This is a genomic window from Clostridium nitrophenolicum, from assembly GCF_055391695.1.
The window spans coordinates 1,752,678-1,768,770 of record NZ_AP042469.1; the positions used below are offsets into that span (position 1 = coordinate 1,752,678).

At 31.5% G+C, this 16,093-nt stretch carries 19 protein-coding genes; 14 read left to right on the forward strand and 5 right to left on the reverse strand.

Going from position 1 to position 16,093, the window contains the following annotated elements; all coding sequences use genetic code 11:
• Positions 1-68: 68 nt before the first annotated feature.
• Complete coding sequence (locus tag ACZ5N4_RS08230; protein ID WP_464208870.1) at positions 69-629, forward strand: DUF1697 domain-containing protein; 561 nt, start codon at positions 69-71, stop codon at positions 627-629.
• Positions 630-649: 20 nt separating this feature from the next.
• A complete protein-coding gene (locus tag ACZ5N4_RS08235; RefSeq protein ID WP_464208872.1) occupies positions 650-928 on the forward strand; it encodes a hypothetical protein in 279 nt (92 codons plus the stop codon).
• Between the two features lie 75 nt (positions 929-1,003).
• Here the strand turns inward: ACZ5N4_RS08235 and ACZ5N4_RS08240 are convergent, their stop codons facing one another.
• Entirely contained in the window at positions 1,004-1,798 is a 795-nt protein-coding gene (locus ACZ5N4_RS08240; RefSeq protein WP_464208874.1) for an amidohydrolase family protein, read from the reverse strand.
• A gap of 152 nt (positions 1,799-1,950) precedes the next feature.
• Here ACZ5N4_RS08240 and ACZ5N4_RS08245 point away from each other — a divergent pair, with 152 nt between their 5' ends.
• The 7 genes from ACZ5N4_RS08245 to ACZ5N4_RS08275 all read left to right on the forward strand — a co-directional run bounded on the left by ACZ5N4_RS08245 (position 1,951) and on the right by ACZ5N4_RS08275 (position 6,803).
• On the forward strand, positions 1,951-2,292 hold the full coding sequence (locus ACZ5N4_RS08245; protein ID WP_464208876.1) for a winged helix-turn-helix transcriptional regulator: 342 nt from the start codon (positions 1,951-1,953) through the stop codon (positions 2,290-2,292).
• A 363-nt stretch (positions 2,293-2,655) separates the two neighbouring features.
• Entirely contained in the window at positions 2,656-3,390 is a 735-nt protein-coding gene (locus ACZ5N4_RS08250) for an MBL fold metallo-hydrolase (protein ID WP_464208878.1), read from the forward strand.
• A gap of 65 nt (positions 3,391-3,455) precedes the next feature.
• Entirely contained in the window at positions 3,456-4,211 is a 756-nt protein-coding gene (locus ACZ5N4_RS08255) for an isoprenyl transferase (protein ID WP_464208880.1), read from the forward strand.
• A 5-nt stretch (positions 4,212-4,216) separates the two neighbouring features.
• Positions 4,217-4,810 (forward strand): glycerol-3-phosphate 1-O-acyltransferase PlsY, encoded by a 594-nt coding sequence (gene plsY / locus ACZ5N4_RS08260; RefSeq protein ID WP_464208882.1) that lies wholly within the window; start codon positions 4,217-4,219, stop codon positions 4,808-4,810.
• Positions 4,811-4,877: 67 nt separating this feature from the next.
• Complete coding sequence (locus ACZ5N4_RS08265; RefSeq protein WP_464208884.1) at positions 4,878-5,516, forward strand: class I SAM-dependent DNA methyltransferase; 639 nt, start codon at positions 4,878-4,880, stop codon at positions 5,514-5,516.
• 29 nt (positions 5,517-5,545) lie between these two features.
• Positions 5,546-6,262: a polysaccharide deacetylase family protein gene (locus ACZ5N4_RS08270; RefSeq protein ID WP_464208886.1), complete on the forward strand. Its 717-nt coding sequence runs from the start codon at positions 5,546-5,548 to the stop codon at positions 6,260-6,262.
• Between the two features lie 61 nt (positions 6,263-6,323).
• Positions 6,324-6,803 (forward strand): GyrI-like domain-containing protein, encoded by a 480-nt coding sequence (locus ACZ5N4_RS08275; protein WP_464208888.1) that lies wholly within the window; start codon positions 6,324-6,326, stop codon positions 6,801-6,803.
• 79 nt (positions 6,804-6,882) lie between these two features.
• On the opposite strand, the gene ACZ5N4_RS08280 is transcribed toward ACZ5N4_RS08275, so the two are convergent.
• The 3 genes from ACZ5N4_RS08280 to ACZ5N4_RS08290 form a co-directional block, all read right to left on the reverse strand.
• Positions 6,883-8,553, reverse strand: a complete 1,671-nt coding sequence (locus ACZ5N4_RS08280) for a cell wall-binding repeat-containing protein (RefSeq protein WP_464208890.1) — start codon at positions 8,551-8,553, stop codon at positions 6,883-6,885.
• Positions 8,554-8,756: 203 nt separating this feature from the next.
• Positions 8,757-9,209: a peptide deformylase gene (def, locus tag ACZ5N4_RS08285; RefSeq protein ID WP_464208892.1), complete on the reverse strand. Its 453-nt coding sequence runs from the start codon at positions 9,207-9,209 to the stop codon at positions 8,757-8,759.
• Positions 9,210-9,446: a helix-turn-helix transcriptional regulator gene (locus ACZ5N4_RS08290; RefSeq protein ID WP_464208894.1), complete on the reverse strand. Its 237-nt coding sequence runs from the start codon at positions 9,444-9,446 to the stop codon at positions 9,210-9,212.
• A 239-nt stretch (positions 9,447-9,685) separates the two neighbouring features.
• On the opposite strand from ACZ5N4_RS08290, the gene ACZ5N4_RS08295 reads away from it, so the two are divergent.
• The 5 genes from ACZ5N4_RS08295 (at position 9,686) to ACZ5N4_RS08315 (ending at position 15,028) form a co-directional block, all read left to right on the forward strand.
• Positions 9,686-9,814 carry a hypothetical protein gene (locus tag ACZ5N4_RS08295; protein WP_464208896.1) on the forward strand — a complete coding sequence of 43 codons (129 nt, stop codon included), beginning with the start codon at positions 9,686-9,688 and terminating at the stop codon, positions 9,812-9,814.
• Positions 9,815-9,906: 92 nt separating this feature from the next.
• Positions 9,907-11,904 carry a molybdopterin-dependent oxidoreductase gene (locus ACZ5N4_RS08300; protein WP_464208897.1) on the forward strand — a complete coding sequence of 666 codons (1,998 nt, stop codon included), beginning with the start codon at positions 9,907-9,909 and terminating at the stop codon, positions 11,902-11,904.
• Between the two features lie 156 nt (positions 11,905-12,060).
• Positions 12,061-12,597 carry a Chromate resistance protein ChrB gene (locus ACZ5N4_RS08305; protein WP_464208899.1) on the forward strand — a complete coding sequence of 179 codons (537 nt, stop codon included), beginning with the start codon at positions 12,061-12,063 and terminating at the stop codon, positions 12,595-12,597.
• Positions 12,598-12,622: 25 nt separating this feature from the next.
• On the forward strand, positions 12,623-13,807 hold the full coding sequence (locus ACZ5N4_RS08310; RefSeq protein WP_464208901.1) for an MFS transporter: 1,185 nt from the start codon (positions 12,623-12,625) through the stop codon (positions 13,805-13,807).
• 36 nt (positions 13,808-13,843) lie between these two features.
• Complete coding sequence (locus ACZ5N4_RS08315; RefSeq protein ID WP_464208903.1) at positions 13,844-15,028, forward strand: cation diffusion facilitator family transporter; 1,185 nt, start codon at positions 13,844-13,846, stop codon at positions 15,026-15,028.
• A gap of 198 nt (positions 15,029-15,226) precedes the next feature.
• Here ACZ5N4_RS08315 and ACZ5N4_RS08320 read toward each other — a convergent pair whose 3' ends face one another.
• The gene (locus ACZ5N4_RS08320) at positions 15,227-16,054 is read right to left on the reverse strand and encodes a MerR family transcriptional regulator (protein WP_464208904.1); all 828 of its coding nucleotides are present in this window, start codon (positions 16,052-16,054) and stop codon (positions 15,227-15,229) included.
• Positions 16,055-16,093: the final 39 nt, after the last annotated feature.

Genomic DNA, 16,093 nt, shown 5'->3' on the forward strand with positions numbered 1-16,093 from the left:
TTTATTTAATTCTTATACATCAAAGTAGATTGTTGTTGCAGAATTTATATTAAAGGAGAGGTTACATTATGACTATTTATATCGCACTATTACGAGGTATTAATGTAGGTGGAAAAAATATAATTAAGATGGCCGATTTGAAACAAATGTTTGAAGCGATGGGATTTTGTGAGGTGAAAACATATATTCAAAGCGGTAATGTTCTATTCAAATCAAATGAAGATGAGGAACTTCTGTGTAAGAAAATTGAGCATGAGATTGAAGTGACTTTTGGATTTTCGGTCATAGTTATTTTGAGAACTGTTGCGGAGCTAGAACAAATTATCGAAAATTGTCCCTTTTCGGAGGATGCAATATTAGAAGCGGAATCGTTGTTGGAAGGAGAGAGTCTATATGTCTCCTTGCTGACCCATAGCCCTTTACAAGAAAAGATAGAATACTTAAAGTCATATAAAAGTGAAAAGGAGGAGTATCAAATCAAAGGACGGGAGGTCTTTCTTCTATTTCGTCATAGTATTCGAAAATCCAAGCTTGCCAACAATCTTCATAAGTTGGACGTACAGGCGACTGTGCGTAACTGGAAAACAATAAACAAGCTCGTTGTGCTAGCAAAAGCCATGGAGAGTTAATTTAGAAAGGGGAATTATGTATGGGAGAATTGGTATTAATAATCTTAAATACGATTATTATATTTTTCGTATTAAAAGCTCTAATAAAGGTCACAAGGAAGAAAATGCAAAATTGTAACACTAATAAATGGATTGTTAGTAAGCAAAAAAGAAAGTCTCAAATTGGAGGCTGCCTAGTGGTATTATCTATTATTAATCTATGGCTTACGACATTAGGCAAATTTCGTATAATTTCTTTTTTAATTTTTATAGTAATGGCAGTTTTTATAGTATTTATAGGTGCGTTAACTGAAGGTTAACAATATGTCAGAGTCTAAGACTCTGGCATATTGGAACTGCTTAAGTGTTAAGTAAAATACTGTGAAAATAAGATGTTACAATTTTAGTAATTTTATTATGTTTCCGCCCAGTACTTGTTCAGATACCTTTTTATCTGGACTAATCGTTTCAATCATTTTTTTGAATAGTAGAGGATTACCATAAGGGGCATCTGAACTAAATAATGTACGTTCAGGTAATTCTTTAATTGCTATTTTAGGAGCTAAAACTGTATAGATAGCTGATAAATCTAAATAAATATTACAATTTTCTTTGGCAAGTTTTATTATATCAAGCCAGTATATACCTCCCATATGACCTAGTATTAATGGGACTTTAGGGTATCTACTAGATAATTGTATAAGTTCTTTGATATCATCAAAATTTAAAGGATGAAAAGTATGAACCCATATAGGCAAACATCCTAACTCATTGGAAGCTCGAAAGACTACTTCTAAATATTTTACTTGACCAGAAGCTGGTGAGAATTCTCCTAAACCGTAAAAATTATTTTTAATTATATTATCATTTATCCAATCAGCTGTTTTATTATATGTTAAAGATAATGGTACTAATCCAAAACCGATAAATTTTGATGGATTTCTATCTATAACTTTCTTTAATTCTGCTGTAGTATTTTTGATATTTTTAATTCTCTCATCTAGTGATGTATTACTTGCTAGTACATTATTTAATATGGCTAGTTCTTTTTCTAGTGATTTTAAATCATGAGCTTTTTCAGGATGAGGTGTTGTAGAAAACAATATAGTTTTATCTACACTAGCTTCCTCCATCATTAACAATTGTTTTTCTGTTGGCAATATTACGTGAGCATGACTATCAATTATCATACAAAACATCCTTTCTCGAATTAGCGATTCTTTTTATTCTGTCTAAAAGCATATCACTGATAATAATGCATTTAAAGTACGCACAAATTTGAAATGGAGTGTAGTAAATGATACTATAAAGTTAGTACTTAAAATTTTGAGGAGAATTAAAAATGGCAAAATCAGAAAATCTAATAACAGAATGTCCTATGGACGTAACTATAAATATATTAAGTGGTAAATGGAAAATATCAATTCTTTGGCATCTAACAAGAGGAGTGATTAGATTTAACGAATTACAAAGATTACTAAAAAATATTACTCAAAAGACTCTAACACTTCAATTAAGAGAATTAGAAAGAGATGGTATAATTTATAGAAAAGTTTATCCAGAGGTTCCACCAAAAGTTGAATATGGACTTACTGAACTAGGTGAAAGCATGAAACCTATTTTAAATTCCATGTGTGAATGGGGGAAAAATTATCAAAAAATTTCTAAAACATTTTGTGATTAAGGTAAAATATGTACTAGTATTTTGTATAAGGTTTTAATATCAAATGATGAAAATGAAATACTATAAATTTAATACATAGCATTGAAGAAATAAAAAGTTTAAAATATAGTATACTTAGAAAATGCTTAAGCCAAAGTTTTAGTTGATATAAATTAAAACTCTGGCTTAATTTGTTTTGCATGTAGGAATTTTGTGTTAAAATTATAATTAATTAGTATAACATGTAGAAAAACGACAGCTAGTAAAGCATAGCAGTTCGCGCAAAAGGCAGTTCTATAGGGTAGCTGAATATTAATATAAGGACTATATAGCTAAGCGTGTTATGCAAAACTAGCTAAGATTATTGTGGGGGGATAGAGAAATATGGAAAATATAAAAATAAGTAAAAATTGTGATGCATTCATTTATAATGATTTAGAAATTTATACTACTAATGTTTTCTTAATTGAAAAAAAGTCAAAGATATTTTTAATTGATACTTTTTGTGGTTCTGATAGTATGATGCCAATAAAAGAAATAATAAAACACAAATATAATAATAAAGAAGTAATTGTTATAAATACGCATTTTCATTGGGATCACGTATGGGGAAACTCTAGTTTTAAGGAAAATATAATAATTGGTCATGAACAATGTAGAGAATTATTAGATAAATACTGGGAAGAGCAATTAAAGAAAAATGAAAAATATATATCAGGCAATGTTGAAAAATATTTACCTAACGTTACTTTTAAAGAAAATATTAATTTTAATAATGAAGGTATAGAAATATTTTACAGTCCGGGACATACTGATGATAGTATTTCAATATTTGATCATGATGAAAAAATATTGTATGCTGGTGACAATTTGGAAAAACCGATTATACATGTTGAGAACAATGATATTGAAACATATATAAAAACACTTGAGAAATACTTAGATTATAAACCAAAAAAGATTACAGCTAGTCATACGTTAAATTTAACTGAAAAAGATATTTACCAAATGATAGAATACTTAAATGATTTAAAAAATGGAAATAAAATTGAATTTGAAACTGAGCATATGAGAAAAATTCATATGGAAAATTATAATCTAATTCATGGAATACTATAATAGGACATTACGTAACAAAATGTTTTATACCTCAATTCCCCAGACTAATATAGAGATATGTAATAATGGGGATTGAACAATTAGAAAGGAAATATAAAATGAATTGTTCAAATGAAAGCCTATTGAATGATAACAACATTAAAATACCAAAGCACATTGCTATAGTTTGTGACGGAAATGGTAGATGGGCTAAAAAGAAGGGCCTTCCTCGAACTTTTGGTCATAAAGCTGGTACAAAACCAATTGAAGATATTACTAAAGCTTGCTCCAAATTAGGTGTTGAAGTGCTTACGTTCTATGTTTTTTCAACTGAAAATTGGAGCCGTTCTGATGAAGAGGTAAACTTCTTGATGAAGCTCTTTGAAGAATTTTTTGTAAAATTACGACATAAAGCGAGAGAAGATATTAAAGTGAGGCATATTGGCATTACAGACAATCTTCCTTCTGGATTAATACAAGAAATTAAAAAAACGGAAAAATCAACAGAAAACAATGCAGGTATGATACTTAATATTGCATTAAATTATGGAAGTCACTCAGAAATAACAAATGCTGCAAAAAAAATAATACATGATATAGATAAGGAGAATCTTAACATTGATAAAATAAATGAGGATTTAATAAGCAGCTATATGTTCACTTCAAACTTACCTGATGTGGACTTAATTATTAGAACAAGTGGAGAGATGAGAATCAGTAATTTTCTGTTATGGCAGTCTGCAAAAGCAGAGCTATGGGTTACTAAAGATTTATGGCCTGATTTTAAATATGACCATTTAGAGAATGCAATTAAATACTATAATAGAATAAATTTAGGGTGAAGTGAATGATTATTACAATAACAATTATAATTTCTTTTTTATGTGGTTCAATACCAACAGGATACTTAATTACTAAAAAGTTTTGTGGAATTGATATTAGAACTAAAGGTAGTGGAAATATAGGTTCAACAAATGTGAAAAGAATTGCAGGTACTAAGATATCCATTATTACTCAGATAATAGATATCTTAAAGGGTATGATTCCGGTGGCTATAGGTATATATTTGGCGAGGACTATAAAATTACCAATGTCAACGAATACCTATATTTCTATTATTGCGATAGCGGTAGTTTTAGGACATGACTATACTCCATTTCTTTCTTTTAAGGGAGGGAAGGGCGTAAATACGACGCTTGGTGCATTTTTTTTATTTGTACCAATTCCAATATTAGCTGGAGTTGCAGTTCATTTTATATTACGTTTGTTTACAAATATAGTTTCTGTTAGATCGATTGCAACAGGACTAACAATACCGATAGTATGTATTATTATGAAATTACCCATTTCACTAGTAGTTTCTACTGCTATAGCCTGTGTTTTAATGGTAATTAGGCATAAAGATAACTTGGTAAGGATTATTCATAAGCAAGAAAAATAACATTAAAAAATATTTCAATATTTAAATTTAAAATGATAAGAAAAGCGAGATTAGGGGGATTATTACAATGAGTTTTGATAATTATGCTAGAAACTGGGATACTGATGAAAGAATTAATAGAGCAAAAATAATTTCTAATGAAATAATCAATTCAATTGATAATAGTAAAAATTATTCTGCCATGGAGTTTGGGTGTGGAACTGGTCTTGTAAGCTTTAATCTCTATAATAAGTTTAAAAGCATTACTCTTGTTGATTCATCAGAAGGAATGATAGATGTACTTAAATCTAAAATTGACAAATATGAAGTAAATAATATGATACCTTATTGCTTAGACATTTCAAAGGAAAATTTATTATCTATAAAATTTGATGTGATCTATAATTCTATGGTTCTTCATCATATTCACGATACTAAGGCTATGATAAAAAGTTTTTACGAATTACTTAATGAAGATGGATACTTGTGTATAGTTGATTTAGATGAAGAAGACGGCAGTTTTCATAAAAATTATCCGGATTACGATGGACATAATGGTTTTAATCAAGATGGCTTGAAAAGTATTTTAATTAGCTGTGGTTTTAAGGATATAGAATCAAATACCTTTTTTTATGCTAAAAAAAATATAAATGGCAAAGAAATCAATTATTCTTTATTTTTAATGAAGGCAAGAAAATTTGAATACTGTAAAGAAAGAGTATCTTAATCTATGAGATATTTTATGGAGGACAAGCATTGAAGAAGCGAAATCTGTTATTATTATGTATATTTATAGCACTTTTTTTAACTAGCTTTGGTACTTATAAAATTATGAACTCAAGAAACTTTCAGTTTTTTGGAGGAATAGTCAATAGAGTTAATACTAAAGAAAAAGTAGTAGCTTTAACCTTTGATGATGGCCCATCAAAAAAAGTTGATAAAATTTTATCTATTCTTAAGGATGAAAATGTAAAGGCTACCTTTTTCTTAATTGGAAGTGAAATAGATAAATACCCCGATGAAGCAAAAAAATTAGTAATATCAGGTCAAGAAATAGGTAATCACACATATTCTCATAATCGTATGGTTTTTAAGTCACCATCATATATTAAAAAAGAAATTGAGGATACTGACAGATTAATTAGAAAGATAGGATATAACGATACTATACAGTTTAGACCACCAAACGGTAAAAAACTTATTTTACTTCCATATTACTTAGAGCAAAATAATCGCAGGACTATTTTATGGGATTTAGAGCCTAATTCATATCCAGAGATTAATTCAGACTCCAATAAAATTGTAAAATATGTTATTGATAATGCCAAGCCGGGCTCAATAATACTTTTGCATCCTATGTACGATGAAAAGGATATAACTATTAATTCTATAAAAGGCATAATAGAAGGTTTAAAAGAGAAAGGATATACATTTAAGACTGTAAATCAGCTTCTTGAAATGGAAAAGAAATAATATATTAATAACTTTAGATAAATTATTAAAAAAATTATAAATAAATTAAGGGGATAAAGTTATGAACTATAGGATTGTTGACAAGGAAGGATTTAAAATTATTGGGAAGTGTAAAAAAGTTAAAACTGACTGTGGCAAGCAGTTTGAAACAATTCCAAAGTTTTGGGAGGAATCATACAATAATGGTCTATGCGAAAAATTATTTAAGATTGCGGGAAGCTTAGGGGTATTAGGTGTATGCACAGATTTTGAACATGAGAAGGGTGAATTTACTTATGTTATTGCAGTTGAGAAACTAAAAACTGAAGTGCCAGATGACTTAGTTGAAAAAGAGATACCTGCAGCTACCTGGGCAATATTTGAAGCAGTTGGACCAATTCCAGGAGCTCTTCAAGAAGTGTGGAAGCGCATTTTTTCGGAATGGTTTCCTGCAACAGGATATGAACATGCAGATGCACCGGAATTAGAGATTTATCTACCAGGTAATCCAAATGACAGTAATTATAAATGTGAAGTTTGGATACCTATTATTAAGAAATAAAATTTTACGAATAGAAAATATATTTTGTAATTAAGGAGCAGATAAGAAAATCTGCTCCTTTGGTTCATATTTATAAAATTTATTCAAAGGTAATATTACAGTTAGGTAATTCTTTTTTTAATGCTTCTTTATCGGCATTACTAATTGGATTTCCGTTTAAATTAAGAGAATTTAGGCGAGTTAATTTCTTTAGTGCACTTATATCACTAATTTTATTATTACTTAAATCAAGATTAGTTAAACTAGTTAATTCTTTTAATGCGCTTATATCGCTAATGTTATTGCTGCCTAATTCAAGGTTCTTTAAATTAGTCAATTCTTTCAGTGAGCTTATATCACTAATTTTGTTAATAGCTAAGTTAAGTATATTTAAGTTAGTTAATCCTTTTAATGCGCTTATATCACTAACTTTATTTAAACATAAATTAAGTTCATATAAATTAGTTAATCTTTCTAATGAGCTTATGTCACTTACTTGATTACCTAACAAATTAAGCCACTTTAGTTTAGTCAAACTTTTTAAATTGCTTATATCACTTACTTGATTAGCAGCTAGCTCTAAATCTTGTAAATTAATTAAATTCTCAATGCCAGTAATATCTTTTATTTCCTTATAATCATCTGTTTTTAGAGTAAGGTTAAATATTAAACCTGTAATATCCTTAACATCAACCTTATATAGGTCTCCTTTAGGTCTATTTGCCAGAGCTCTTACTTTTGTTTCAAGATTTATGTCTTTAAAAACTATTTTATTGTCATCCCTTATATTATTGTTACCATTTGTGGCGGAATAAGTTAAGCTATTTAAAGTTGATTGGCTGATTCCGGCTTCTCCACCCAAAACAGAGAATTTGCTAAAGTGCCTTGACTTTATAAAATTCTCTGTGGCTGGGGTAGGTTTATCTCCCACTAAAATTACAGGATTGCCACTTAAAGCCGCTAAAGCTGAACCGCTTAAAGCGTCTGCAAATTTTTCAGAGTAAGCTAGATATGCATCAGTGAAATTCAGTTGATTTGGAAAAGTGTTTATAATATTTATATTTCTTGTATACTTATCTTCTCCAGTTATTCTCTGTACATTTGGAAACTTAGAAGCTACAGCGTCACTAATGATATCGGTACCTCCAAGTACGTAAGTCTTAGGAATAGTCTTACCTAAGATAAATTTTTTTACTGAATCAGGTACTTTATCTTTAGGAACTAGTATAATAGGAATTTTATAATAACCTGCCATAGGAGCTACAGAAAGAGCATCTGTAAAGTCGCTATCAGTAGTTATAATGATACCAAAGTCAGTTCCTATTTCTTCTGCTACTTTTACTGAGGTTTCATTTCTGTCTTGCCCACTATATCTTGTAGTTTGTATTCCCAGGCTCTTTATATACTTTTCGACGCTTTTATTTACTACAAACTCACCACCAACTATAAAAACATTTTTCACATTTAATCTCTTTAGTTGGGCTAATGAGTTAGCATCTAGTGTATTAGATTGAGTAAGCAAAATAGGTGCATTATATTTTTTAGCTAAAGTTGATGCGCTTAAAGCGTCTGGAAAGTTTTCTCCGTTAACTATTACTGCATAGTCTGAAGTTGTCCAACCTTCCTTTGCAACTTCAGAACAAGTTTCATATCTATCAATTCCCCATAGTCTTTTAGTTTCTATGGAGGAAGCAGCTTTAACATTTGAAGTTGCGGAAAGTCCTAATGTTAATATCAGTCCGCAAATAAAAATTGATGTTTTTTTATACATATTAATATACCCTCCTGTAAATTTTGTAAATACTTTAAATAAGTGTCTAATTATATATATTCGTCATAGGCAAAGAAAGACCTGCTAGAATTATCCATTAAAACAATATTTGCCGCCACACTTTGAAGTGCGACGGCAAATATTGTTTTATCTTTATGATATGACGATTTATAAGAGAGTTAATTACTATTCTTAATTAAGAATTACTCTATATATTCAGTAACTAAATTAGTAAAGAGAATACCATCTAAATGATCTATTTCATGACAGAAACATTTTGCTAAGTCTCCCGTACCTTCTAGGATAATTTCTTCTCCATTTTCATTTAATGCTTGTACAGTTACTTTTGAAGGTCTCTTTAACCTTCCCCAAGTGTTAGGAATGCTTAAACATCCCTCTATAACTTCTTGGATTCCCTCTTGCTTAATTATTTTTGGATTAACTAATTTTATAAGTCCTTCCCCCATGTCTATTACAACTAGTCGTTTCAATATACCTACTTGAGGGGCTGCCAATCCGCCACCATTTTCTGTATTGTACATAGTATCAGCCATATCATTAAGTATTTGTCTTATTTTATCATCTACCGCCTCAACTATTCTGCTCTTTTTTCTTAATATTTCATCATCGGAAAGTCTAATTTGTCTTAATGCCATTTAAACTACACCTCTACTTTTCTCTGCTCTAGATTTTCTTTCACTTTCTTCAAAAAGAAAAACTTCTTCTATGGAACGCTGAAAAACTTTGCAAATATCATAAGCTAACCATATAGATGGCTCAAACTTTTCCGTTTCAATAGAATTAATTGCTTGCCTCGATACACCTACAAGTTCTCCTAGTTGTTCTTGCGTTAAACCGAGAGATTCGCGAAATTCTTTTAGTCTATTTTTCATTAATAATCACCTCTGTAATGTTAACCTTACATTCCAAGTATAGCAATATTTTACTTTAACGTCAAGTTAACCTTACATATTGTACGTTTTTCAATTGGAGTACCCTTTAACATGCTAATATGGTTTAGCCCCTTAATAGTCTAAGCTAATGTTTGATTGAAATCACAATCATAAAACTTTCCATGTTATAATAAAGTGAAGCTTAAAGAGAATCAAAGACAAAAGGGGAGGGAAAATAAATGGATGAACAAAAAATATTAAATGCCTTTTCAGAAGGATTCGACTGTTCACAAGTGGTTTTAAGCAGTATATCAGCTGAATTGGGTATAGATGACATTACTGCGGAAAAGATTTCTGTCCAAAGCTAGTAGCAGATGTGATTTCTACTTTAAAAGAAGTTATATAGATATCTAAATGGAAAGTTAAAATATAAATATGATAGGAAAAGGAGAAATAGTTTATGGAAATTTTACGCTCAGTTTGTCCCTATGATTGTCCTGACACCTGTGGTTTGCTTATTCATGTAGACGGTGGAAAAGCTGTGAAAGTACAGGGTGATCCGGAGCATCCTTTTACACGAGGAACTCTTTGTCCGAAAATGGCTCATTATGAAAAAACAGTTCACTCTTCAAAGCGAATCTTAACACCATTGCGAAGAACTGGCCCTAAAGGAAGTGGTAAATTTGTGTCTATTTCCTGGGCTGAGGCTATTGAACATATAAAGACAAAGTGGAATGAAATTATTGCAAAGCATGGTACAGAATCAATACTGCCATATTCCTATGCTGGAACAATGGGTCTTGTTCAGCGTAATTCTGGACATCCATTTTTTTATAGTTTAGGTGCATCAAGGCTTGAACGTACTATTTGTTCACCAGCAAAAGAGTATGGTTGGAACGCAGTAATGGGGAAAACAATGGGACCTCATCCTAAAGAAATTCAGAAAAGTGACTTAGTTATTCTGTGGGGAATTCATGCAGTGGCAACTAGTATTCACCTTATACATGACATGAATGAGGCTAAAAAACAAGGGGCAAAGGTATGGTTAATCGATACCTATGAAAATTCCACGGCTAAGATTGCTGATGAGGTTTTTATAATTAAACCGGGTACTGACGGTGCTTTAGCTCTTGGATTGATGCATGTAATAGCTAAAGAAAACTTAGCTGATGAGGAATTTATTAAGAAACATGTACAAGGGTATGATGAACTTAAATTAGAGGTTCTACCAAATTATTCACCACAGGTAGTAAGTGAGATAACCGGCATTGATTCCGATATAATTGAAAATATGGCAAGGCAGTATGCTAAAGCTCAGGGATCATTTATTAGACTTGGCAGCGGCCTATCACGTTATGGCAATGGTGCGATGACTGTACGTACAATTACTTGTCTACCTGCACTAGTTGGAGCTTGGGGAAAAACAGGAGGTGGTCTGCTTACTGGTACATCTACTGGAGGTGCATATGATACAAGCCTAGTAACTCATGAAGACTTTCAAGAAAAAACAACAAGAATTATAAATATGAATAAATTAGGTAATGCACTTAATGAAGTTAAGGATCCACCTATAATGAGTTTATATGTATATCATTCCAATCCAGCGGCAATAGCTCCTGATCAGAATAGGGTATTGCAGGGATTAGCTAGAGAAGATCTATTTACTATAGTTCATGAACGTTTTATGACTGATACAGCAAAATATGCTGATATAGTATTACCGGCAACCACTTCACTTGAACATAGCGACTTGTATCGTGCTTATGGACATTATACGATACAGCGAGCTTACGCAGCGATTCCGCCAGTAGGACAGGCAAAATCCAACTGGGAAGTATTTTGCTTGTTGGCCGAGGCAATGGGTATAAATAAGCCTTTTTTCAATCAATCTGCGGATGATTTAATTGATAGTATTTTAGCTAAACCATCTTCATGGCTGGCAAGTACTGAGATTGAAATACTGCTTGAAGGGAGACCATTAGAATTACCGATGCCTGATAATTATAAGACTCAGTTTAAAACCTCTTCAGGGAAAATTGAGATTTTAAATTCTAAGGAAGATGAGCCTTTGCCAAAGTATCTTGAGCCCCATGGGGATAAAGCAGAGTTCTGGCTGATCAACTCTCCTGATGCTCGATTATTGAATTCATCCTTTAATGAGAGAGAGGACCTGACGAAAACAAATAGAATGCTATTACAGATGAATCCTGATGATGCTGCTAAAATGAGCTTTAAAGACGAACAGAGTGTCATTGCTTACAACGAACGTGGAGAAGTAACCTTTAAGCTCAAAATTACACCTAAAGTTCCGAGAGGTGTTGTTGTTACTGAAGGTGTATGGTGGCTTGAATACACATCAGGCAACCGTTCAGTAAATGCATTAACTTCACAACGACTTACTGATCAAGGTAAAGGAAGTACTTTTTATGATGTTAAAGTAAACCTTAGGGCAGTGTAGTAAACCCTAATATATTGAATTCTATAGAATAAAACTGCCGATCGAGGTGCAATTTGCATTTTGATCGGTGTTTTTTATGCAAAAAGTTATTGTATTGTAATATTCGTTACAACAGGATACAATAAATGTAACGAATATTACAAAGGAGTTGCTGATATGGAAAAAATAAAATGGCTTGCAATAAATTATAATCTTCCAACAGAACCTTCAAGACATAGAGTAGCTATATGGAGGAAACTAAAAAAATTAGGCGCTGTAAATGTTCAGCAATCTATGTGGCTTCTTCCTAACAGTGGAGAAAATTATGACGCTTTGCAAAAAATATCTCAAGATATTGAATCTAATAATGGCGAAACTCTATTGATGGGAAGTATGTTTTTTTATGAGAAGCATGAAGAAAGAGTAGTGTCACTTTTCAACAAAATACGAGATGAAGAGTATCAAGAACTCATTAGTGAATGTGAGAAATATATTAAGGAGATTGAAAAAGAGATTTCAAAGGAAAAGTTCACATTTGCAGAGCTTGAAGAAGAAGAGGAGGAATTAGAAAAATTAATATCATGGCATGGAAAGATAGAAGTGAGGGATATATTTAACTCTTCGGAGGCCAAGCGAGCAAAGGAAATGCTAGAGATTATAAAAAAGTCCTTTGAAGAATACAGTGAGTTGGTTTACAAACATAATGATAAATAGATGAATTATATGGGAGGAAAGTGGTATGATTAAAAATAAGAGAGTAGATAAACAGATTTTAGGACTCGATTCCAATATTTTTTTTGTGGGAATTACCAGCTTCTTAACGGATACTACTACCAAGATGATATATGCAGTCATGCCATTATTTCTAATGACATTAGGTGCAACAAAAACAGAGCTTTCTTTGATTGAAGGGGTTGCCGAGAGTACCGCATCTGTTTTGAAAGCATTATCAGGCTGGTGGAGTGATAAGATTGGTAAGAATAAACCTTTCATGATAATAGGATATGCATTTACAGCAATCCTTTCTCCGTTATTTGCATTTGTTACGTCGCCGCTTCAAGTGCTGATTATTAGATTTTCAGAAAGGGTTGGAAAAGGAATTAGAACAGCACCAAGGGACAGTTTAGTTGCCGCTTCATCTACAGATAAAACAAAGGGTAAGGGCTTTGGATTTCATAAAGCTATGGATAACAGCGGAGCCATATTAGGACCACTTTTAGCATTTGGAATTTTGATATTATTCCCAGGAAGTTACAGAAGAGTATTTTTAGTTGCTGCAATACCAGGTTTATTAGGCTTGTCAGCTATTATTTTTCTTGTTAAGGAAGCCAAAAGGGATAAGACTGAGTTGCTAGGTAAAATAAGCTTTAGAGATTTTTCAAATAAATACTATTTCTTTCTTGTAATAGTATTTATATTTACCCTTGGCAATTCAACTGATGCGTTATTATTAATAAAGGCAAGTGATGTAGGAATAAGTGATACATTTATTCCAATAATGTACCTGATATTTAACTCTGTATCGGCAATTTTTGCAATGCCTGCAGGCATCTTATCAGATAAGATAGGAAGAGAAAGACTTATTATATTTGGATATTTACTATATTCTTTGATATATTTTGGATTTGGAAGGACAAATGGTAAGGTCTCCGTGATATTATTATTTGCTCTTTATGGTCTTTATAGCGCTGCTACTGATGGTATACAGAAGGCTTTAGTTTCGGATCTCATTGATAAAAATAAAAGAGGTACAGGACTCGGAATTTATAATTGTCTTGTAGGGATAACTCTTCTTCCAGCTAGTATTATTGCTGGATTACTTTACGATAATATTAATAATAGAGCACCGTTTTATTATGGAGCAATTATGGCTTTAATATCAGCTGTACTTATGATTATTTTTTACAGAAAGAGAAAATACTAATAAAAAGCAAATAATCATTCTAAACGAGGTGCACCAATGATTTCTAATTTCTTAATAAATAAGTTTGTAAGAGGTTATTCTGATACTAAAAGTAAAAAAGTGAGAGAGAGATATGGATACCTTGGGGGAATAATGGGGGCATTGATAAACATGGCTCTATTTGCCATTAAGTTTACTGTGGGAATTGCTGTAAACAGTATTGCAGTTACGGCGGAAGCCTTCAACAATCTCTCAGATGTAGCATCATCACTGGTAACTATTTTTGGCTTTAAGTTATCTGGAAAGCCTGCGGACAAAGAACACCCCTTTGGACATGGCAGAATTGAGTACATTTCAGGCTTGATAGTGGCATTTTTAGTTATGATGGTAGGGTATGAGTTTGTTAAAAGCTCTTTTAATAGAATTAAAAACCCTGCTCCTGTTAGTTTTTCTCTTATACCATTTATTTTGCTGCTAATATCTATAGTGCTTAAGGTATGGCTTGGCAGGTTTTATAAGGATATAGGAAATAAGATAAATTCTTCTGCACTTCAAGCCTCAAGTGTAGAGGCTATTAGTGACGTTTTTTCTACTGCAGCAGTAGCACTTGCTCTTTTAGCTTCTAGATTTACATCTTTGCCTATAGATGGATATATAGGTATGATTGTTTCTTTAGTTATTCTTTATGCTGGCTTTAATTTAGTAAAAAATACTTTAAATCCTCTTCTTGGTGCTGCACCAGAAAAGGAGCTTGTGGAAAGCATACAAGAGATGCTTTTAGAATATGAATATATAAATGGAGTTCATGATTTACTGGTACATAATTATGGTCCAGGAAGAATTATTGCATCTATTCATGCTGAGATTCCTTCAAATATACCAATAGTTAAAATACATGAAATCATAGATAGAGCAGAAAAAGAAATATCTACCGTCTTGGATATTTATTTGGCAATTCACATGGACCCCATTAACACTGACGACAAGGAAATATTAGAGGCCAGAGAAGAACTTACAGAGACACTAAAAACTGTTCCTATAGTGAAATCTTTTCATGATTTTAGAGTGGTAGGTGAAGGAGAAAATAAGAATTTAATTTTTGATGTAGTAATTGGTGCTGATCATAGGCTTACAAAAAGTGAAGAACTTAACTTACAAAAAGATATAAATTTTAGATTAAAAAAATTGTATCCAAATTACAATGCAATTATAACTATAGATAAAGATTATTTAGGTATATGAAAAGATAAAAGCCTTAGGACTATATATAAATTTGTATATAGTCCTATTCTCTTTACAGCTGTTATTTGAAAGTAGCCTTTCGATGTTATCTGCTTAAATCAAAGCTACTATCGATTCTTAAGATTGAGTCGCCATTATGTGGATTTTTAGCTAGTAGATATATTTATAACTCTGCTTATAATTTATGCAATTCTTAGCTTACATTTTTTCAACAGCAACTGTAATTTGTGTAATATAATCATTTTCACTTTTCACAGCAACTTCGTCTAAAAGATATTCCTCATAGGCGAATTCACCCATGCTTAAGTGATTTTTTTCAAGGAAATTTGACAGCTTATCATAAGTTTTATATGTAGTTTCATAACTTCCGCGGTGATAAGCAACAGCATACAAGCCCTTGGGTTTCAAAGCAATTGAGGGGAGGATATGTTTGTTATCTGTTTTTGCAAAAAAATAAGAATAATTGTTGTAATTATTATTTGCAATATTCTCTTTACTAAGCATTGTACCTACAAAAGAAGTATCTTTTGATTGAGTGCTATTTATGAAGCTCGTAAACGCCAGCATCCATTTGATATAATCCTTATTACTTTCTTCTTTCAGCAAAGCACTGCGGATTATGTATTCTTCTTCCTGCTCTTCAAGCATGATTCTATTGTAATCTGCGTGTATTCCTTTATTCGTAAAGACAATAGTTTCTTCCAATAAGTGTTTGATTGTAATTAGCTTCTCTATTTCCCTATCAACTTCTGCAATTTTTGACTTTGATAAATTAATTAACCCCTCAGGTGTTCTTTCATCAAGATATGTTTTCACTTTTTTCAACGGAACATTTAATTCTTTTAGTATGGATATGATTAAAAAAACATCAAACTGGCGGTATGAATAATATCGGTAGCCTTTTTCATCTGTTATAGCAGGACAAAACAGTCCGATATCATGATAGTGAAAAAGGGTTCTTTTATTTACACCACAAAGCTCTGCAAATTCCCCTGTTGTAAAATAATTATGTAAATTTTTATTCATAATTCACATCTCCTCTTGACTATCCGGTTACGTTATACA

What these genes read in the sequence shown, in the direction of transcription:
- ACZ5N4_RS08275 (WP_464208888.1), top strand. Translation starts at nt 6,324, where the DNA reads ATGAACTATAGGATTGTTGACAAGGAAGGATTTAAAATTATTGGGAAG.
- ACZ5N4_RS08240 (WP_464208874.1), bottom strand. Translation starts at nt 1,798, where the DNA reads ATGATAATTGATAGTCATGCTCACGTAATATTGCCAACAGAAAAACAA.
- ACZ5N4_RS08245 (WP_464208876.1), top strand. Translation starts at nt 1,951, where the DNA reads ATGGCAAAATCAGAAAATCTAATAACAGAATGTCCTATGGACGTAACT.
- ACZ5N4_RS08280 (WP_464208890.1), bottom strand. Translation starts at nt 8,553, where the DNA reads ATGTATAAAAAAACATCAATTTTTATTTGCGGACTGATATTAACATTA.
- def (WP_464208892.1), bottom strand. Translation starts at nt 9,209, where the DNA reads ATGGCATTAAGACAAATTAGACTTTCCGATGATGAAATATTAAGAAAA.
- ACZ5N4_RS08295 (WP_464208896.1), top strand. Translation starts at nt 9,686, where the DNA reads ATGGATGAACAAAAAATATTAAATGCCTTTTCAGAAGGATTCGACTGT.
- ACZ5N4_RS08300 (WP_464208897.1), top strand. Translation starts at nt 9,907, where the DNA reads ATGGAAATTTTACGCTCAGTTTGTCCCTATGATTGTCCTGACACCTGT.
- ACZ5N4_RS08255 (WP_464208880.1), top strand. Translation starts at nt 3,456, where the DNA reads ATGGGGATTGAACAATTAGAAAGGAAATATAAAATGAATTGTTCAAAT.
- ACZ5N4_RS08265 (WP_464208884.1), top strand. Translation starts at nt 4,878, where the DNA reads ATGAGTTTTGATAATTATGCTAGAAACTGGGATACTGATGAAAGAATT.
- ACZ5N4_RS08315 (WP_464208903.1), top strand. Translation starts at nt 13,844, where the DNA reads ATGATTTCTAATTTCTTAATAAATAAGTTTGTAAGAGGTTATTCTGAT.
- ACZ5N4_RS08290 (WP_464208894.1), bottom strand. Translation starts at nt 9,446, where the DNA reads ATGAAAAATAGACTAAAAGAATTTCGCGAATCTCTCGGTTTAACGCAA.
- ACZ5N4_RS08320 (WP_464208904.1), bottom strand. Translation starts at nt 16,054, where the DNA reads ATGAATAAAAATTTACATAATTATTTTACAACAGGGGAATTTGCAGAG.
- ACZ5N4_RS08305 (WP_464208899.1), top strand. Translation starts at nt 12,061, where the DNA reads ATGGAAAAAATAAAATGGCTTGCAATAAATTATAATCTTCCAACAGAA.
- ACZ5N4_RS08250 (WP_464208878.1), top strand. Translation starts at nt 2,656, where the DNA reads ATGGAAAATATAAAAATAAGTAAAAATTGTGATGCATTCATTTATAAT.
- ACZ5N4_RS08235 (WP_464208872.1), top strand. Translation starts at nt 650, where the DNA reads ATGGGAGAATTGGTATTAATAATCTTAAATACGATTATTATATTTTTC.
- ACZ5N4_RS08310 (WP_464208901.1), top strand. Translation starts at nt 12,623, where the DNA reads ATGATTAAAAATAAGAGAGTAGATAAACAGATTTTAGGACTCGATTCC.
- ACZ5N4_RS08230 (WP_464208870.1), top strand. Translation starts at nt 69, where the DNA reads ATGACTATTTATATCGCACTATTACGAGGTATTAATGTAGGTGGAAAA.
- plsY (WP_464208882.1), top strand. Translation starts at nt 4,217, where the DNA reads ATGATTATTACAATAACAATTATAATTTCTTTTTTATGTGGTTCAATA.